Annotated in this window: 16 protein-coding genes; 9 read left to right on the top strand and 7 right to left on the bottom strand. The window is 65.4% G+C overall.

The genetic code is table 11. From position 1 onward, the window contains the following. Positions 1–244: 244 nt before the first annotated feature. The 3 genes from BI49514_RS15450 to BI49514_RS15460 form a co-directional block, all read right to left on the bottom strand. On the bottom strand, positions 245–652 hold the full coding sequence (locus tag BI49514_RS15450) for a VOC family protein (RefSeq protein ID WP_101547344.1): 408 nt from the start codon (positions 650–652) through the stop codon (positions 245–247). 180 nt (positions 653–832) lie between these two features. Continuing rightward, positions 833–1,228, bottom strand: coding sequence for an acyl-CoA thioesterase (locus BI49514_RS15455; RefSeq protein ID WP_101547345.1), 396 nt, complete (start codon positions 1,226–1,228; stop codon positions 833–835). Positions 1,229–1,365: 137 nt separating this feature from the next. Then, a complete protein-coding gene (locus tag BI49514_RS15460; protein WP_101547346.1) occupies positions 1,366–1,815 on the bottom strand; it encodes an IclR family transcriptional regulator domain-containing protein in 450 nt (149 codons plus the stop codon). A 118-nt stretch (positions 1,816–1,933) separates the two neighbouring features. On the opposite strand from BI49514_RS15460, the gene BI49514_RS15465 reads away from it, so the two are divergent. After that, positions 1,934–2,683 carry an IclR family transcriptional regulator gene (locus tag BI49514_RS15465; protein WP_101547356.1) on the top strand — a complete coding sequence of 250 codons (750 nt, stop codon included), beginning with the start codon at positions 1,934–1,936 and terminating at the stop codon, positions 2,681–2,683. A gap of 603 nt (positions 2,684–3,286) precedes the next feature. On the opposite strand, the gene BI49514_RS15475 is transcribed toward BI49514_RS15465, so the two are convergent. Next, on the bottom strand, positions 3,287–4,741 hold the full coding sequence (locus BI49514_RS15475; RefSeq protein WP_101547347.1) for an APC family permease: 1,455 nt from the start codon (positions 4,739–4,741) through the stop codon (positions 3,287–3,289). 170 nt (positions 4,742–4,911) lie between these two features. Between BI49514_RS15475 and BI49514_RS15480 the strand changes: the two genes are divergently transcribed. After that, entirely contained in the window at positions 4,912–6,246 is a 1,335-nt protein-coding gene (locus BI49514_RS15480) for a TrkH family potassium uptake protein (protein WP_244195307.1), read from the top strand. A 108-nt stretch (positions 6,247–6,354) separates the two neighbouring features. Further along, a complete protein-coding gene (locus BI49514_RS15485; RefSeq protein WP_101547348.1) occupies positions 6,355–7,092 on the top strand; it encodes a potassium channel family protein in 738 nt (245 codons plus the stop codon). 117 nt (positions 7,093–7,209) lie between these two features. Here the strand turns inward: BI49514_RS15485 and BI49514_RS15490 are convergent, their stop codons facing one another. After that, complete coding sequence (locus tag BI49514_RS15490; RefSeq protein ID WP_101547349.1) at positions 7,210–7,506, bottom strand: antibiotic biosynthesis monooxygenase family protein; 297 nt, start codon at positions 7,504–7,506, stop codon at positions 7,210–7,212. A 262-nt stretch (positions 7,507–7,768) separates the two neighbouring features. After that, entirely contained in the window at positions 7,769–9,154 is a 1,386-nt protein-coding gene (locus tag BI49514_RS15495; RefSeq protein WP_101547350.1) for a site-specific DNA-methyltransferase, read from the bottom strand. 37 nt (positions 9,155–9,191) lie between these two features. On the opposite strand from BI49514_RS15495, the gene BI49514_RS15500 reads away from it, so the two are divergent. From BI49514_RS15500 to BI49514_RS15510, 3 genes are all read left to right on the top strand, one after another. Further along, complete coding sequence (locus BI49514_RS15500) at positions 9,192–10,700, top strand: FAD-dependent oxidoreductase (protein WP_244195308.1); 1,509 nt, start codon at positions 9,192–9,194, stop codon at positions 10,698–10,700. Positions 10,701–10,844: 144 nt separating this feature from the next. Then, positions 10,845–11,864 carry an ABC transporter substrate-binding protein gene (locus BI49514_RS15505; protein WP_101547352.1) on the top strand — a complete coding sequence of 340 codons (1,020 nt, stop codon included), beginning with the start codon at positions 10,845–10,847 and terminating at the stop codon, positions 11,862–11,864. After that, positions 11,861–13,237 (top strand): alpha/beta hydrolase, encoded by a 1,377-nt coding sequence (locus tag BI49514_RS15510; RefSeq protein WP_101547353.1) that lies wholly within the window; start codon positions 11,861–11,863, stop codon positions 13,235–13,237. The genes BI49514_RS15505 and BI49514_RS15510 overlap by 4 nt, the downstream gene beginning before the upstream one ends. Positions 13,238–13,328: 91 nt before the next feature. Here BI49514_RS15510 and BI49514_RS15515 read toward each other — a convergent pair whose 3' ends face one another. Further along, on the bottom strand, positions 13,329–14,684 hold the full coding sequence (locus BI49514_RS15515) for a helix-turn-helix domain-containing protein (RefSeq protein ID WP_338063787.1): 1,356 nt from the start codon (positions 14,682–14,684) through the stop codon (positions 13,329–13,331). On the opposite strand from BI49514_RS15515, the gene BI49514_RS16625 reads away from it, so the two are divergent. The 3 genes from BI49514_RS16625 to aceB all read left to right on the top strand — a co-directional run bounded on the left by BI49514_RS16625 (position 14,661) and on the right by aceB (position 18,120). Beyond that, the gene (locus BI49514_RS16625) at positions 14,661–14,969 is read left to right on the top strand and encodes a hypothetical protein (RefSeq protein WP_167443903.1); all 309 of its coding nucleotides are present in this window, start codon (positions 14,661–14,663) and stop codon (positions 14,967–14,969) included. The two genes, BI49514_RS15515 and BI49514_RS16625, sit on opposite strands and share 24 nt — an antisense overlap. Next, positions 14,962–16,272, top strand: a complete 1,311-nt coding sequence (aceA, locus tag BI49514_RS15520) for an isocitrate lyase (protein ID WP_025779322.1) — start codon at positions 14,962–14,964, stop codon at positions 16,270–16,272. Before BI49514_RS16625 ends, aceA begins: the two co-directional genes overlap by 8 nt. 240 nt (positions 16,273–16,512) lie before the next feature. Next, entirely contained in the window at positions 16,513–18,120 is a 1,608-nt protein-coding gene (aceB, locus tag BI49514_RS15525; RefSeq protein ID WP_101547355.1) for a malate synthase A, read from the top strand. Positions 18,121–18,290 lie beyond the last annotated feature (170 nt).

Here is an 18,290-nt window from a genome sequence, read left to right on the forward strand (position 1 = left end):
ACATGGTGGCTATCACGCGGCTATCTCACCATCAGCGGTCCCAGGAATATATGGCGAAACGGCTTGGTGAGGGGGAGACGAAGAAGGAGACGATCCGGTGTATGAAGCGTCACGTCGCTCGTTCTGTGTATCGGATTCTCGAGGCCACGAAACCGATCGGCCAAGCCGCTTGACAGACATAGAAGGATCCCGACGGCGGCTCAGCAACCTGGCGCCAGGTTGCTGAGCCGCCGTCGGGTAGCAATTAGGAGTTGAGGGTGGCGAAGAGGTCGACCGTGTTGCCGTCGGGGTCGGAGACCACAGCGTAGCGCTGTCCCCAGAACGCGTCCCAGGGTTCGTGGACGACTCCGGCCACGGGATCGCTTCCCCCGTCGCCGCGCCCGGTGAGCTTGGCGAATGTCGCATCGACCGCCTCGGCGGTGGAGCAGTCGAAGGCCAAGGACATCTTGTTTCCGCCGGTCGGGCGGGTCCATTCGGGATCGATGCCGAGGACGACCGCCTCGGTGTCGAGGAGGATCCGCAGGGATCCGGAGGAGAACTCGGTGTGTGGGGCGTCCGGGCCGCCGTCGGCGAGCTCGAGGCCGAGCGCGGAGTAGAAGGTGATGGCGGCGGGCATGTCTGCGGTGATGATCGAGATCGCGTCGAGTTTCATGACTTCAGACTATGCGGACGTGCAGGGAGTCGGCTTGAACGAATCGGCCATGATCGCGCGTCCCCCGGGAGGTGCTCGCTGCTGTCGGGCGGGCGATAGGCTCATACTGGGTGGGCTGAATGGTCACGCCCGGAGCCGATTCTCGTGACTATTTCTCCCACCTAAGCCAATGGTCGGGCCTCAGCCCTGCAGGTAGGGTTCGAAGACTGCGCGCAGCTCGGGCGTCAGCGGGGTGGGCTTCTGCGAGTCCCGATCGATGTGCACGAGCACGCAGTCGTGGTCGAAGACCTGACGCCCGTCCTGGTCACCTCGGGTGTTGATGGTGAATGAGGAGTTGCCGAGCTTCTTCACCGTCACGGTCATCTTCAGTTCGGGGCCGTACATAACGGGCACGAGGTAGTCGATGGTCTGGCGGGCCACGAGCAGTCCGCCTCCGGTGATGTGTCCGGCCCGGATCTCGTGCATCCAGCGCACGCGGCATTCCTCGATGAGGGTAATCATCCGTGCGTTGTTGACGTGGCCGAGCAGGTCCTGATCCGACCAGCGCACTTCGGGTGAGAGTTCGAAAGTGGCCATGACTGCCTCCAGGAGCTGATTGGGAACGAGGTCTGAACGATCGTTCCATAGTTAATCAGGTGGCCGGCGCCAACGGAAATTCTCAGTGCCTTGGTACTGTCCGGAGCGGCCTTGGCGGAGCCCGGGCCCAACTGCGTTCAGCCCCGGCGGCGCACGCTCTCCTCGACCATGCGCTGGATGGCTCCCGAGTTCCCGCAGGCGCTGTAGACATCGGGGGAGATGCGGCTGCCTCGACCTCGGTGCTGGACACGGGTGGTCGGGTCCGCCTCGGCGTCGGCTGCGGCCCGAGTGAGCAGATCTCTGGCCGAGGCGGCCTCGTCCGCGGTGAACCAGAAGCTCGGTCCTGACGCTGAGATCGAGGCGATGACGTCCCCGTGGGCCCCGTGGGCCCCGTGGGCAGTTCGTACGGGAGCGGACACCGCGGTCAACCCGACCTCGAGCTCATCGTCGACGAGCGCGAATCCGGTGGCGGCCACCTCGGCGACCTGGGTGATCTCGGCGAGCTCCGCGCGGGCGATGATCCCGAGGATCGTCGCGGCCCGATCCACGGATTGGACGCCGCCCGAGCTGGCAGCTTTGATGCTCATTTCGAAACTGTCACTCACGACGCGCAACCCGGCCAGAGTCTGAGGGCGTGGGGTAGGGTGAGTGCGGTCGGTGGGCCTCGATACCGCCGACTCCCTTTCCCCGACGGAGCTGAGCACGATGAGCAATGGGACCCAGTCGATCGACCGGGCGGCAGAGATTCTGTCGTTGGTCGTGAGGTCCGACGACCCGATCTCCTATACCGAGGTGGTCGAAGAGACCGCTTGGGCTCGGTCGACGGTCTCGCGCCTGCTCTCCGCCCTCGAACGCAACGGTCTGGTCGAACGCGACGGTGACGGCCTCTACCGCGGCGGATCACTGTTCGCAACCTACGCTTCCCGCTTCGACCGAGTGGAGAACCTCGTCGTCGCGGCCGATCCGACCCTGCAGCGACTCAGCGAGGAGACCGGGGAGACCGTCAACCTCGCCATGCCGGGGCCCAAAGGAGTCGTCCAGGTTGCTCAGGTCGATTCGACCTTCGTCCTCGGCGCCACGAACTGGGCTGATGTCGAGGTTCCGCCGCACTGCTCGGCTCTGGGCAAGGTCATGTTCGCCTATGACGTCATCGCCTTGCCGACCGGCAGGCTGGAGCGGCGCACCGAGAAGACGTTGGGCTCACGCAAGGAGCTGACAGACAATCTCGACACGGTGCGTGATCGCGGATTCGCCATCGTCCACGAAGAGTTCGAGATCGGCCTCGACGCGCTGGCCGCACCGGTGTTCGGTATCGACGGAGACGTCGTCGCGGCCGTGGGAATCTCCGGGCCGACGATGCGCATCGCCGAACACCACGATCGCCTCGGCGCGCTGCTCGTCGATGAGGCGGGACTGCTCTCGCGCACCCTCAGGCGCAAGGTCACCCATCGGTAGACGAGCTGAAAACAGGTGACCTCGCCGTGGTATCTGCCGGAACTCGAAGCGAATATCGCGATGGCGCACGTGCTGGTGTCAGCAACCGAGCTCGGCACCGAATAATGGGCCCACCTGCCGGAGCCGTTCGCAGATTATCGCGGAGTCCCGGTGCACGCCGAGGTGGTCGAGATGCCGTTCCGCCCGAGCGTGAACCCCAACCAGCGCGAGAGTCTGAAGATGCGCGGCCTCGACGCCGCCGTCTGAGCCGACTCCTGTTCCCAAGACCGAGCGCGGTCGCCGTTGCGCAAAGCCGGCGACCGCGTTCGCATGTCCGGATGCGCTCGGATATTCGGGCGCGACACTCGGCTCAGAGCAGCGGCATCACGCACCGTTGGTCCCGAATCCTCCCGTTGGCAATGCCGGCATCCCTCACCCGGATTGGCTTCTCCTACCGATGGCAGACCACCCCTTACCTTCAGCGGCAAACCACCCCGGTGCAAAGGGGTGATATGTCGCTGAAGGTAAGGGGTGCGACCGCCGGTGCGAATTGTGACTGCCGACGCGGAGCGCCACTAGCGGTACGGGATGCGCGATCAGCAGCGCGAAGCGGGGGATCCGCGATCACTTTCCGCGCAGCGCCTTGACCTTCGCGAGGAGCTCGTTTTCGGCATTCGGTCCTGCTTTGACGCCGCGCGGCAGCCGGAAGATGAACACTATGCCGATGGCAAGCCACAGGCCGAACATCGCCCACGACTGCCACGCCAACTGCGCAGAGACCGGGGTGATCGGCAGGTAGAGGACGAAGAGGACGAGCGTGAGCACGGCCGAGATGACACCGATGGCGAAACCGGAGCTGCCCTTGCCGCCGATGCGCAGCGGACGGTCCATCGCCGGTTCGCGCTTGCGCAGGACGAGGAAAGCGACGCTGACGAGGAAGTAGGCGATGACGATCGCCGGCGAACCCGCATCGACGATCCAGCCGAGTGCCGCCGAGCCCAGGAACGGTGCCAGAGCCGAGAGCGCCCCGATGAAGATGATCGAGTTGACGGGGGTGCGGTAGCGCGGGTGCAGCTTGCCGAACCAGGCCGGGATCATGCCGGCCACGGCCATCGCCCACATGAGGCGAGACGACCCCATGAGGAAGGCGTTCCACGAGGTGATGATCCCGGCCAGACCACCGGCGATGACGAGCTTGCCCCAGACGGCGGAGTTGAACATGGCCGTGAGCGCGTCCGCGGTGACGAGGTCGTGAGTGGCCAGTTCCGAGGCAGGCATGGCCAGCGAGGTCATCCAGATGATGATGACGTAGAAGGTGATCGCCATGAGCACCGAGATGACGACGAGCTTGCCGATCTTCGCCGGAGGCAGGTTGATCTCCTCCGCCGACTGCGGGATGACATCGAAGCCGACGAAGAGGAACGGCACGACCGCGACGACGGCGATGAAGCCGGACCCGCCCCCGGTGAACAGCGGCTCGGCATTGGCCGCCTCGCCGCCGGTGAGACCGCCGGCCAAGAGCATGAGGGCGACGATGATGAGGAACGAGACGACGAAGGTCTGGACGAGTGAGGCGACCTTCACACCGCGGATGTTGATCCAGGAGATGATGATCGCGGTGACAGTGCCGACAAGGGCCCAGGTCAGGTACACATCGAAGTCGGCGATCGTCCACAGTTTGACGAATTCGAGATCCGGGAACAGGTAGAGGGCCGTCTTCGGCACGGCCACAGCTTCGAACATGACGACGCTGATATAGCCGCCGGTGATCGCCCACGAACCGAAGAGAGATACCTGCGGGCCCATCGCCCGGATCAGGTAGTTGTGCTCACCTCCGGCATGCGGCATGGCGGCCACGAGCTCGGAGTACACGGTGCCGACGAAGCACATGATGATGCCGCCGACGACGAAGGCGAGGATGGCGCCCATGGTGCCGGCTCCGGACAGCCATTCTCCGGTGAGGACGACCCAGCCGAAGCCGATCATGGCGCCGAATCCGATGAAGAGAGCATCGATCGAGCCGAGGGCTTTGACGAAGCCGTGGTCTCGATCCGTTGTTGCTGCCTGCGGTTGACTCATGAGGTTCCTCGACACTTCTCTGTGGATGGACGAACAGGTGCTGGGCGGTGCCGCGGGCATGAGCCGAATCACGGCAGTTCCGATAAGGCAGAGTAGCAGGATTCTGACCGTTACCGGTGAGTTGCCTGCGCGCGACGCCGAACCGTTGCGATGGTGCTACATTTCGTCTGGTGCACAGCTCACATCGCTCAGCGATCGTCCGCGTCATCGCGGGCTACCTGGCAGCATTGGTCACCGGGACCACTCTGCTCATGACCCCGGCGGCCACGGTCGCCGACGGCGGCATCTCACTGCTCAAAGCCCTCTTCACAGCCACCTCGGCGCTCAGCGTCACCGGACTCGTCGTCCTCGACACCGGTCAGGACTTCACGCTCTTCGGCCAGATCGTCATCATCTGCCTCATCCAGGCCGGCGGTCTCGGAGTGCTCCTGCTCACCGCACTGCTTGCCCTGCTGCTGGCGGGAAAGGCCGGTCTCCGGCTCCGCCAATCGGTGGCTTCGGAGACGAAGAGCGACGCGATCGGCGGCGTCAAGCCGCTCGTCCTGCGCATCACGGCACTGACCTTCGGCATGGAACTCGTGGTCGCCTCGGCGCTGTTCTGCCGGTTCTTCCTCCATTACGACGAACCCGTCACGGCCGCGATCTGGGATGCGATCTTCCACGCGATCTCCGCGTTCAACAACGCCGGATTCGGGCTGCGTCAGGACAACCTCGTCGACTATGTGGCCGACCCGTTCATCTGCGGTCCGATCGGGCTGGCGGTCATCCTCGGCGGGCTCGGCTATCCCGTCCTCATCGAACTCGTCCGGCGGTACCGAACCCCGCTGAAGTGGAGTCTGACCACGCGGATCATGGTCGTCCTCACTCCGGTTCTGCTCATCGGCGGCACCGTCTTCATCGCCGTGATCGAGTGGGACAATGCCGCGACGATGGGCCACCTCGATGCGTGGGGGAAGATCCAGGCGGCGACGTTCCAATCGACGATCACGCGCACGGCCGGGTTCAACTCGATCGACATCAGCCAGATGCACACGGCGACGTGGTTCGGGATGGACGTCCTCATGTTCATCGGCGGCGGACCGGCGGGCACGGCAGGCGGCGTGAAGATCACGACGATGGCCGTGCTCGCGGCGACGACGTGGACGGAGGTCAGCGGCGGCCGGTCTGTCACCCTGTTCGGTCGCCGCATCTCCCGATACGTGCACCGGCAAGCGACGACGGTCATCGTCCTCGCCCTGGGGTGGGTGCTGCTCGCGACGATGGTCATCCTGCTCTGCGACCCGAGATTCGGCCTCAGCCGGGTCCTCTTCGAAGTCATCTCCGGCTTCGGGACGGTCGGTCTGTCGACCGGAATCACCGCGGATCTGTCCGCTCCCAGCCAGATCGTCCTCATCCTCACCATGGCGCTCGGCAGGCTGGGACCGGTGACCGTGGCATCCGGCCTGGCCCTGCGCGAGCGCCCCATCCGCTACGAACTGCCGAAGGAACGACCGCTGATCGGCTGATGGCCGGTCCATCGAGAGCCGAATCAACGACTGCCGACACCCTCGCCGAGGCGGCCCCGCTTTCAGATGGGACGCCAAGTGAGGATGAGGCCCAGAAAGGACAAGACCATGAACGAGAAGAAGAATTGGATGGCGCGGTCCGCGTCGTTCTTCACCGGCGACCCCTCGCCGCTGGCAAAGGACGGGGCGGTGGCCGTGATCGGGCTCGGCCGCTTCGGCGGATCCCTGGCGCGCGAACTCGCTGAGCATGGGGTCGAGGTCATCGGCGTCGACCGTGACGAGTCCGTTGTGGCCGAGTTCGCCGACGTCCTCGCCCATGCCTCCCGCGCCGATGCCACCGACGAAGTGGTGCTGCGACAGCTGGGCATCGACGAGGTCTCCCGCGTCGTCATCGCCATCGGCAGCGACTTGGAAGCGAGCATCCTCGTGGCCTCGCGGATCCTCAAGCTCGGCAATCGGCACATCTGGGCGAAGGCGATCAGCGAAACCCACGCCGAGATCCTCCATCAGTTGGGCATCGGCAACGTCATCAGCCCCGAGAACGACATGGGCCGACGACTGGCCCACCTGATCAGGGGGCATATCTCGGACTTCCTGCCCATCGACGAGGACTTCGTCCTGGCGCGCACCACTCCGCCGGTGCGCACGACCGACGTGCCCTTGGCCTCACTGGGGCTGCGCACGAGGTACGACGTCACGATCGTCGCGTTCAAACGCCGCGGCGGCACCCACTGGGGCATCGCCGATCGAGACGTCACCCTCTATGCCGACGACGAGATCCTCGTGGCCGGCAGCCCGAAGAAGGTGGAAGCGTTCAGCGAATTGGACAAGGACGCCGACGCGTAGGTCGACGTCCTTGGACGATTGCTATTCCCTCGCCGAGGCGGCGCTTGACGTTTCAAGGCCCTTTCGCCGAGGCGACGCCGTGGTCGGGCGCGTAAGCTCGGGGCGCTGCTGAGGGCTTCAGTCGCCGAGGTCGACGACCTCGAACTCGAGGAGGTTCGCCTGCTCGGAGACCGGCTTCTTTCCGCTGGACTCGTGGGCGGATGAGCGGTTGGCGCGCCAGTTCTCGAAGTCTTCGCGGGTCGCCCACTGGGTGTAGACGAAGTACTGGTCCCCGCCGGCCACCGGGCGCAGCAGCCGGAAGCCCTCGAAGCCGGGAGCACCGTCGACCGAATGCTTGCGCTGCGCGAAGCGCTTTTCGAGTTCAGCGCGAGCTGGTTCGGGGACGGAGAGCGCGTTGATGGCGACGACTGACATGGTTGCTCCTGTTCGAGTTGGCAGCTGAGTCACCTCGACCCTACCTCGTTGATCCGAGCGCTGTCTGAGGAGTCCGATTGTTCGCCCGCAGAGTCTCAGGAACGGTCGTGCAGGGGGCAGTCGTGCAGCGGTGCAGGAGCATGGAGGCGATTGTTGGGTCGATCCACGGTGTTCTGGAGGTCGAAAACACCGTGGATCGACCCAACAATTCAGTCGGAAGGTACGACGGGGCGGTCTTCGGCTGTCACGTCGCCGCCGGGTGCTATTCGCCGTCGACGACCTCGAGCTGGGTGAAGATCAGCCCGGGGGAGTGGACGTCGGCTGCGCGACGGATGCGTTCGGCGGTGAGTTCGCTGATCGTGGGGAACTCGGCGTCGCTGGCAGCGGTTGCACCGTCTGTGCCGCCCGCGCCTTCTGCTGCCTGACCGATTGTTCCGGCCCCGCCGGTCCGCTCAGCTCCGCCACCGGCTGCCGCCACCACGGCCCGGGCCGTCTTCGATCGCAGCGGCTCCGGGGTCTGCACGAGCACGAACGATCGCGAACCCTGATCCCGTTCGTTCGCGGCCATGACGGCCTGTGCCGTGGTCCCGGATCCGGCGAAGAAGTCGAGGACGATGGCATCGGAGTCGAAGAACGTCTGCGAGGCCACGAGCGCCTTGACCAGCTCGACCGGCTTCGGATAGCTGAATACCCCGCCCAGGCCCAGCGGTTCCAGATCGTTCTGCCCGCCGAGCGCCTTGATGATCGAGTACATCTTCGAACTCGCCTTCTCCGCCGGCGTCACCCGCACCACCGCATGCTTGCCCTCTGTGCCCCAGGGTCGCAGGATGTACTCGCCCGATGCCAGCTTCGCATCCACCTCGGCGAGTTTCCCCGCACCCTTGACGGCGACGATGTCCTCGTACATCAGCCGCCGCTCGGAGCCGCGCGCATATCGGCCGAAGCCGGCGCGCAGCACATCGGTCTCCACGAGCATCCGCCTGCCGTCGATGACCTCAAGCTTCGCCGGTGACTTCTTCTCCGTGAGGAACGGCCTGACCTGGCTCGCATCGCGGGCCCACACGTGCACATAGTCGTGTCCGCGCACGAAGGAGCGCGCATTGCCTCCGCCCTTCGCGCGCTGATGGATGAGCGTGCCCAGCGAATTGTCCTCACCGAAGATCTCGTGCCCGAGCAGCTGAGCCCACGCGCTCTCCTTGTCGTCGAGGTGGAGGAACAGGACCCCGTCCTCACGCATGAGCTCACGTGCGAGCAGCAGTCGCGGAGTCATGAATGACAGCCAACTGGCGTGATCGTGCCCGTGATCTTTGTAGGTGTGCGCGTTGCCCGTGTTGTACGGGGGATCGATATAGACGACCTTGACCTGCCGGCGGTGCGTGGCCAGCAGGGCGGTCAGCGCGGGCAGATTGTCCCCGACTACGAGCAGATTCTCGTGCGGATCGGGAACGTGAGCGGTACCGTCGACGTCCCGCAGGTGCGGACGACCATCACCGAGGCGGCCGTCCCGTTCGGGGGCACCGTCACCGAGGCGGGACCCTGGTTCCCGCTCACCCTCATCGAGGCCGGGCCCGGTTTCGGAATCCGCAATGAGGCGACGACCGAGGGCGAAGGCGGCGGCCTTGCCGGTCCATTCCAAGACGGTCGTCATCCTTCTCCTTCAACCCGAACGGTGCCAAGATTGCTGTATGAGTATTTCACGAGTGGCCGTCGTCGGTGCCGGCATCCTCGGTGTCGCCGCCCGCGAAGTCACCACGAGGTTCCCCGACGCCGAGATCACCGTCTTCGACAAAGCCGAGACCGTCGCTGCGCATCAGAGCAGTCACACCTCCGGAATCGTCGACTCCGGACTCGATCAGAAGCCCGGTTCGGCCGAAGCGAAACTCACCAAGCGCGGCCTCCAGCTGCTCATCCCCTATATGGCCGAGGCCGGCGTGCCCTACCGGGAATGCGGGCAGCTGCTCATCGCCCAGGACACCGATGAAGCTGAACGCCTCGAAGAGATCTTCGCCCGCGCCAAAGACAACGAGGTCCCCGGCGCGCGGCTGCTCGAACGCCACGAGATCGGAGCCGTCGAACCGGCCGTGAGAGGAGTCCTCGGCCTCTTCTCACCCCATGCGGCCATCGCGGACTTCGCGGCGCTCACCGCCGCGCTCGCCTCCGATGTGCGTGCCGCCGGAGGGACATTTCGCTTCGGCACCGAGGTCACCGACTTCGACACCATGAGCAACGAAGTCCGACTGCGCGGACGCCCGGTTCCGGCAGACGACGCCACGGCCAGTTCTGACGACCGCGACGAGCAGGTCCGCGACCGGCCGCGCACATATCGCGGGGAAGAGGGGCACGACCCGGTCATCGGCATCGGCGATGAGCTGCGCGATCGCTTCGGGCAGCAGGACTGGTTCAAGCAGGCCGAATCGACGATCGGGGAGTGGACACAGAAGCTCTCGGACTCCTGGTCGCGTCGTGACGATCGGCGCTCATGGGATGCGCGCCCCGACAGCGGACAGAATGATGCCCCACACCGCGACAGCTCCGGCCGGGACACTGCCCCCGAAGAGGTGCTCGGCACCTTCGACATCGTCATCGTCTGCGCCGGTCTCCAGGCCGATCGCCTCGCGACCGCCGCCGGACTGGATGCCGAACCGCGGATCGTGCCGTTCACCAGCGACTACTATCGGATCCCGGCCACCGACACCGAGGTGGTCCGCGGCATCATCGGATCCGTTCCCGACCCGCAGGCTCCCTTCACCGAAACTTCGATCGTCCGCGGGCTCGACGACGGGCTCATCCTCGGACCGAATACCTTCGTCGCCCTCGGCCGCGAATCCTACGACCGGCGCGGATTCGACCTCGCCGATATCAGCTCGACCGCCAGAAACAAAGGTTTCTGGAAGTTCGCCGCCCAGACCGCGAAGACAGCGGCCCGCGGAGTCAGACCTTTGGTGAGCAGGACCGCCTTCGTCGACGGAATCCGCCGCTTCGTCCCCGAGGTCGATCCGAACACCGTGACCTCCGGACCTCGCGGAGTCCGTGCTCAGGCGATGACCGCCGACGGCGAACTCATCGACGAACTGGCCGTGACCAGGCGCGGCAGGCTGACCATGGTCAGATCCGTGCCGAAGTCGGCAGCCACCTCGGCGCTGGCGATCGCCGAAACGATCGTCGATCGGGCCTTCGAGAACACGACCCGCTGAGGATCCGCAGCGCGAAGTCAACGCTTCTTCCGTGCTCACCTGGTCGCGTTGATATCGCCGCAGGGTCGCACTGGGGCGCAGACTGCTCATGTGGTAACTTAGCTGAGGCTAACCAAACTTCACGTGAAAGCGATACCGCTCCCGATGGCAACCCGCCCTTCCTCTGTCCTGACCTTCTCCGACCGGCCGATGCGCCGATTTGCGCCTGTCTCCCTCGCGCTCGCCCTCGCTCTCACCGGGTGCGGAGGAGGATCCGCCGAGGATGCAGAGTCAGGGAAGACGGGTGCGGGGAGCGTCGACGACGCCTTCGGCTCCGTCCACATCGCCGGGGCCGAACGCGTGGTCGCACTCTCCGTCTCCGATGCGGACGCAGCGCTGGCGGCCGGCGTGGTCCCCGTAGCGATGACGGAAGCCCCGGTCGAACCGGTGATGCCGTGGGCGCAGGAGACCATCGCCGAACGCGGCGGAGACGACCCGGAGCTCTTCAAGTGGTCGACCGAAGACACGATCCCGTTCGAGGACATCGCTGCGTGGGAACCCGATCTGATCCTGGCGACGGGGACCATCATCGGCGAGGATACTCACGAACAGCTCAGCGAGATCGCGCCGACCCTGGCCACGGCCGAGGAGGGCCACCCCGACAGCTGGCGGTCGCAGGCCGAGCGGGTCTCGACCGTTCTCGACGCGGAGGACGTGGGCGTGGAGGCGATCGAAACGGCGCAGACGGCGATCGATGATGCGGCGAAGGAGCACCCGGATCTCGACGGCAGATCGTTCCTCGTCGCGCTCTTCCACAGTCCCGACCAGGTGGGTGTGCTCTCCGACCGGAACGCAGCCACCGTGCAGTTCTTCAGCGAACTCGGACTCGAACTCGACCCGGTGGCAGACGATATGACGGCGGGGAAGGTGCCCGACAGTCTGTCGTTGGAGAAGCTCGACGTCCTGCAGTCCGACATCCTGGTCGGCTACTTCCCCGACCCGAAGCTGCGAAAGAAGTACGACGGCGTCCCCACCTTCTCAAGCCTGCCGACCGTTGAGGGCGGACATTTCTACCAACCGACCGATGAGGAGTGGCGCGGGCTGCGCTCCGTCTCCGCGCTCGCGCTGCCCGAGATCGTCGGCCCCATCGCTGAGAAGCTCGACAAGGCAGCTGTCGGATCATGACGGAGACCAGCGCGGCCGATGCTCCGGCGGAGCAGAACGGCACGACGCCCGCACTGTGCACGTGGACCGACGGCGGTCCGGACAAGGACTGGACGCTTCGGGTGATTCTGCCGGCCTCGCACATCCCCGCCGAGGCGGCCCCCGGGGTTGAGCGCGAAATCTTCGCTTCCCTCAACGGCGTCACGGACCGACGCCATGTGCCGGGCGGAATCATGGTCCGGCGCTCCGTCCCGGCAGACGTTGTCGACGGGACCGACGGAACCGACGGTGGCGACGGAGCCGATGGTGCCGAGGCGACGATGCACTCGATCGAGCTGACGGTTCCGCGCGGATACCGTGGGGCTCTGCGCTTCCTGCCTGTGCCCCGCGGGCTCCAGGTCGCCGACCGCCCGACCTGGCTCGATGCTCTCGAGCGAGGATTCGTCCCCGCCGGTGACCACGGCCTGCGCGAGGTTACGGACATGCGCAGGACGCAGGTCCTCGAAATCTCCGCACCCGATGCACGGCCGCTGATCTGGACCGGCGGGGACGAACCGGCATCGGAGGTGCACTGGGGGGACGATCCGACATCGCAGGCACCCCGTGGAGCCGGGGACGAGCCGACATCGCAGGCACTCGACGAGGCCGTGGACGGTCGACCGACCACCGAAGAGCACGTCGTCACCCTCGGTTCCTCACTGAGGCGGATCTGGATCCACCGACCGCAGCGAGGTCCCGCCTCGGCGCCGGTGCTCATCGTCCTCGACGGGGAGCGGTTTATTCGCGGGGGATTGCTCACGGGGATCGACGAGCTGGTGTCCCCGCCGTCCGTGGTCATCGCCGTCGACCACGCTCCCGTCGGGGAGTGCGGCCCTGACGAGGACGCGGCCATCGGTCAGCGCGCCGACGACCTCGTGATGAATCCGAGGTTCTGCGACGATGTCCTCGCGCTCGTCCGTCGGACCGCGCCGGACGTCAAAGCGCGGACGATCGTCGCGGGTGCCTCATATGGCGGACTGGCCGCGGCCTTCTTCTCCCTGCGGCACCCGGAAGCATTCCGCGGGATCTGCCTCTCACCGTCGTTCTGGGAATCCGATGACCAGGGGCGCAGGATCTGGGACCTCGCGCCGAGCCGATCCGACGACAGATCTGACGGCACCGACGGGGAGTCGGAGTCCCACGAGTCGGAGCCCCTCGAGGCCGTCGCGCATCCGACATTCTGTGTCGACCACGGGACCCTGGAGACGGTCATTGCAGACTCGGTCGCCGAGGCCACCGAGGAGTTCGCCGCTCGCGGCATCGATATCGTGTCTCGACCGTTTGTGGGCGGGCACGAATACCTGTGGTGGCGCGAACTCATGCTCGTCCGCCTGGCCGAAGCCCTGGCGGAATGATCCGAACGCTCACCAGCCTCGGTCACGGGACACCCGGAGTGGGGGAGCCTCCTCGGCGTGGGATTCCTGTGCCGTCGATCTCTGTCGACGATCAGCCGGAATGGCGTTCGAGGAACTCGTAGACCTCGGTGTCGTCGACGCCGGGCACGGCACCGGGCGGAACCGCGGCCAGCAGGGACGCGTGCATCCGGGCCGACGGCAGCGCCTGGTCCTCCCATTTCTCGGCCAGATCGTTCGGGGCCTGCCGGCAGCAGGACGGATCCGGGCATCCTGACTGCGATCGGACCGGTGATTCCCGACCCTCGAACCAGCGGACATGGGAGAACGGGACGCCGACGCTGATGGCGAAGTCGCCGCCGGGCAGCACACGGGCGGTGCACCAGAACGAGCCGTGCGGGGTGTCGGTGTACTGGTAGTACGGGCTGAACCGGTCCGCGACGCGGAAGACGGTGCGCGAGGTGAAGCGCTTGCACGCGAACTGGCCCTCGATTGCTCCGAGCGGATCGGTAGGGAACGGCAGGCCGTCGTTCGAGTACGCCTTGTGGATCGTGCCGGAGTTGTGGACCTTCATGAAGTGCACGGGCAGTCCGAGGTGCTCGGTGGCGAGGTTCGTGAACCGGTGGGCGGCCATCTCGTAGCCGACGCCGAACATATCGCGCAGATGCTCGACGGAGAGCACCCGCTTCTTCTTCTCCTCCTCGAGCATCGGCACGGCTGAGGACTCGGGCAGCAGGATCGCGGCAGCCAGATAGTTGGCCTCGACGCGCTGCTGGAGGAACTCGTGGAAGTCCTTCGGGGAGTCATAGCCGAGCACATGCGGAGCCAGGCTCATGAGCAGGTGCGACCGCGGATCGAAAGCGGCATCGGCATTGGGCAGATACAGGCGCTTGTTCGCGGTGTCCGAGATCGACCGAGTCGATTCTGGCAGGTCGGAGACGTAATGGAGGCTGAAACCGAGCTTCTCGGCGATGAGCGCTGTCTGCCGCTGTGACACCGTTCCGGATTCGTAGCCGACGAGGTCGAGCAGCTCGGCAGCAGTGGCCTCGAGGTCGGCGAAGTAGTTGTTCTTCTCCCTCATCCGATCCCGCAGCTCCCGGTTGGCCCGCCGTGCCTCCTCCGGGGTAGCGGCCCGTCGCTCCAGAGCCTCGCCGAGCTGCCGCTGAAGACCCACGATCGCCTCGAGGGCATCCGCCGGCAGCGACTTGATCCGCACCTGCGGCAGGCCGAGGGAGGAGTACATAGGGGAGGCCTGATTGCGTTCGGCTTCGAGCTCGAGCGCCTGGCGCTCGTCGATCGGAGCGGGGTCGATGAGCTCGGAGACATCCGTCTTCAGCGCCTTCGCAATCGCGGCCAAGAGCGTGACAGAAGTTTCTCGCTTGCCGTTCTCGATCGTCGAGATCTGGGACGCCGCACGCCCCACTTCGTGCCCCAGCTCGTTGAGGGTCAAACCGCGCTTCTTGCGAAAAAATCGGATTCTTCTGCCGATGCTGAGCGGGTCGGTCTGCTGCTCTTCGCTCTCAACTTCCGCGCCAACGCTGTTCAAAGTGCCTCCCCCGGTTTCTGTGTGCTGGTTCACTCGGTTGAAAAACAGTATGACAGAACCGCGAAATTTCTGAAACCGGAAATATCGAGATTATTCATCCGAAAAAACAATGCGAGAGCGCTTGCGGCCCCCGCAGACTGGATACATCAACAACCCCGAGAGATCGAGAAAGAGAAGGACAATGACTGAGAACACCACGCAGAACAGCTTGCACGATGCTGAAGCCATTCGCCGCGACTGGGCCACCAACGCCCGCTGGTCGGGAGTCGCTCGTGACTACGAGCCCGAGGATGTCGTCAAACTGCGCGGTTCGCTGATCGAGGAGCACACGCTGGCCCGTCACGGAGCCGAGCGCCTCTGGAACCAGATCACCGCCGGCGACATCCACTCCGGTGACTACGTCAACGCACTCGGTGCACTGACCGGCAACCAGGCAGTCGAGCAGGTCAAGGCCGGCCTCAACGCCATCTACCTCTCCGGCTGGCAGGTCGCCGCCGACGCGAACGCCGCCGGTCAGACCTACCCCGACCAGTCGATCTACCCGGCCAACTCGGTGCCGCAGGTCGTCCGCCGCATCAACAACGCTCTGATGCGCGCCGACCAGATCGAGACCTCGGAAGGCAACAAGCAGGTCGACGACTGGTTCGCTCCGATCGTCGCCGACGCGGAAGCGGGCTTCGGCGGCTCGATCAACGTCTACGAACTCATGCGGTCGATGATCGCAGCCGGCGCTGCCGGTGTGCACTTCGAGGATCAGCTCGGTTCCGAGAAGAAGTGCGGCCACCTCGGCGGCAAGGTCCTCGTCCCGACCTCGCAGCACATCCGCACGCTCAACGCCGCCCGTCTCGCGGCCGACGTCGAGAACGTGCCCAGCCTCGTCATCGCCCGTACCGACGCCGAGGCAGCCACGCTGATGACCTCGGACATCGACGAGCGCGACCAGCAGTTCGTCACCGGTGAGCGCACCGCCGAAGGCTTCTACAAGGTTCGCAACGGCATCGAAGCAGGCATCGCACGCGGACTGTCGTTCGCTCCCTACGCGGACATGCTGTGGATGGAGACCTCCACACCTGACCTCGAAGCAGCCAAGCAGTTCGCCGAGGCGATCCACGCCGAGTACCCGGACCAGATGCTGTCCTACAACTGCTCGCCGTCGTTCAACTGGCGCAAGCACCTCGACGATGCCACCATCGCGAAGTTCCAGCGCGAGCTCGGAGCCATGGGCTACAAGTTCCAGTTCATCACCCTGGCCGGCTTCCACGCTCTGAACTACTCGATGTTCGATCTGGCCCACGGCTACGCCCGCGAGCAGATGAAGGCATACGTCGACCTGCAGGAGCGCGAGTTCGCTGCCGAGGAGCGCGGATACACCGCGACCCGCCACCAGCGTGAGGTGGGCACCGGCTACTTCGATCTGGTGTCGACTGCACTCAACCCCGAGTCGTCGACCACCGCGCTGGCCGGCTCCACCGAAACCGCTCAGTTCCACTGAGCCGCACGAGGTTCATACCTCGCTGACCAGCGGGGATGAACCCACTCAGAGCCCGGGGCGGATCGGCAGTGTTTTCACGGGGTTTACATTGTCGATCCGCTCCGTCACACCACAGACGCATCGAAACCCCGCCACGGTCCCACGGGAACGCTCACGATCAATGTAGAGCCGCCTCGGCGAGGACCATCCACAGAACCAGCCACACATTCCAGGCACACTACGACGGGTGAGGAGAAGCCCATGTCTTACATCAAGATCAACGCGCCGCTCGAAACCGGCTTCGGCACCGTCCTTTCGGAGCCTGCTCTGACGTTCATCGCCAAGCTGCACGACGAGTTCGCCGGCACCATCTGCGACGTGCTGCGCACGCGCCGGGCCCGCGCGGCCGAGATGAACGGCGGAACCCTCCCCCGTTTCAAGCCCGAGACCGCACGCATCCGCGCCGACCGTTCCTGGTCGGTCGCCGGATCCGCCGGGGCCCCCGGCCTCGAAGACCGCCGCGTGGAGCTCACCGGCCCGGTCACCGAGGACGAGGTCGTGGCGGCGCTGAACTCGCAGGCGAAGGTGTGGCTGGCCGATCTCGAAGACGCTACGAGCCCCACCTGGGCCAATGTCATCGGCGGACAGGTCAACCTCTTCCGCGCCATCCGCGGACAGCTGCCCGGCGTCAACAATGACAACCAGCCGACCATCGGACTGCGCCCCCGCGGATGGCACCTGCCCGAGAAGCACCTGATCTACGTCGATGACAACGGCCAGGAATTCTCGACCTCCGCAGCGCTGGTCGACTTCGGTCTGTACTTCTTCCACAACGCCCGCTACCTCATCGACAACGGCTCCGGCCCGTACTTCTACCTGCCGAAGCTCGAGTCCTCGCAGGAAGCACGCCTGTGGAACAAGGTCTTCGTCCTGGCGCAGAACATGCTGGGCATCCCGCAGGGCACTATCCGGGCGACTGCTCATATCGAGACGATCACCGCAGTGTTCCAGATGGAGGAGATCCTCTTCGAGCTGCGCGAGCACTGTGCAGGTCTCGAGGCTGCCGGTTGGGACTACCTGTTCTCCGTGGTGAAGAACCTGCGCAACACCACCGACTACGTTCTGCCCGACCGCGAACGTCTGACGATGGACCTGCCGCTGATGAAGGCCTTCACCGACCGGCTCGTGGCCACCTGCCACCGTCGCGGAGCACACGCGATCGGCACGATGTCCAACCTTATGGCCGATCACCCGGACCAGGAGTTCGTGGCCGCCGAGTTCGAGCGCATGCGAGAGGACAAGGCCCGCGAGGCCTGGCAGGGCTTCGACGGCACCTGGGTGGCCGACCCGGCACTGGTTCCGGCGGCTCTGGCCGTGTTCGACGCCGCCCTGGGTTCGCAGCCGCACCAGCTGGAGAACAAGCGCCCCGATGTGCAGGTGACCAGTGAGAACATCCTCGACATCACCGGCCTCGAACCGGTCGTGACCGAAGAGGGTGTGCGCGTGAACATCCGCGTGGCCATCGGATACATGAACGAATGGCTCGGCGGCAACGGGCACGTGGCTCTGGAGAACCAGCTCGAAGACGTGTCGACGGCTGAGATCTGCCGCTCGCAGATCTGGCAGTGGATCCGCCACGAGGTGACCCTGGACAACGGTCAGCAGCTGACCTCGCGTCTGGTGGAGCGCTACCTCGGCGAGGAGCTGGCTCTGATGCAGCGCACCGCCGATGATCACTTCGATGAGGCCGTGGAGATCTTCCGCGAGACGGCGCTGGGCGAGGAGTTCGCCGAGTTCCTCACCATGCCGGCCTACACCGACCACCTGGTCGACCGGGTGTCCAAGCCCACCGAAGCCTTCGTCGCCTAACAATTACTACCTGACGGCGGCCCAGCAACCTCGCGCGAGGTTGCTGGGCCGATCCTTCTATGTCTGTCAAGCCGACGTGGGAATTGTTTCTAGCCCGTTGAGAACCTTGAAAACTCGACGCGCGAGATACCATTTGAGCTTGCGCTTGAGCTCCCTCTTCGACTTCTTCG

Origin of the sequence: Brevibacterium iodinum ATCC 49514 (assembly GCF_900169265.1) — a bacterium.
Classification (GTDB): Bacteria; Actinomycetota; Actinomycetes; order Actinomycetales; family Brevibacteriaceae; genus Brevibacterium; species Brevibacterium iodinum.

Coding starts and splice junctions, on each gene's coding strand:
- BI49514_RS15450 (WP_101547344.1), bottom strand. CDS start 652: ATGAAACTCGACGCGATCTCGATCATCACCGCAGACATGCCCGCCGCC.
- BI49514_RS15455 (WP_101547345.1), bottom strand. CDS start 1,228: ATGGCCACTTTCGAACTCTCACCCGAAGTGCGCTGGTCGGATCAGGAC.
- BI49514_RS15460 (WP_101547346.1), bottom strand. CDS start 1,815: ATGAGCATCAAAGCTGCCAGCTCGGGCGGCGTCCAATCCGTGGATCGG.
- BI49514_RS15465 (WP_101547356.1), top strand. CDS start 1,934: ATGAGCAATGGGACCCAGTCGATCGACCGGGCGGCAGAGATTCTGTCG.
- BI49514_RS15475 (WP_101547347.1), bottom strand. CDS start 4,741: ATGAGTCAACCGCAGGCAGCAACAACGGATCGAGACCACGGCTTCGTC.
- BI49514_RS15485 (WP_101547348.1), top strand. CDS start 6,355: ATGAACGAGAAGAAGAATTGGATGGCGCGGTCCGCGTCGTTCTTCACC.
- BI49514_RS15490 (WP_101547349.1), bottom strand. CDS start 7,506: ATGTCAGTCGTCGCCATCAACGCGCTCTCCGTCCCCGAACCAGCTCGC.
- BI49514_RS15495 (WP_101547350.1), bottom strand. CDS start 9,154: ATGACGACCGTCTTGGAATGGACCGGCAAGGCCGCCGCCTTCGCCCTC.
- BI49514_RS15500 (WP_244195308.1), top strand. CDS start 9,192: ATGAGTATTTCACGAGTGGCCGTCGTCGGTGCCGGCATCCTCGGTGTC.
- BI49514_RS15505 (WP_101547352.1), top strand. CDS start 10,845: ATGGCAACCCGCCCTTCCTCTGTCCTGACCTTCTCCGACCGGCCGATG.
- BI49514_RS15510 (WP_101547353.1), top strand. CDS start 11,861: ATGACGGAGACCAGCGCGGCCGATGCTCCGGCGGAGCAGAACGGCACG.
- aceA (WP_025779322.1), top strand. CDS start 14,962: ATGACTGAGAACACCACGCAGAACAGCTTGCACGATGCTGAAGCCATT.
- aceB (WP_101547355.1), top strand. CDS start 16,513: ATGTCTTACATCAAGATCAACGCGCCGCTCGAAACCGGCTTCGGCACC.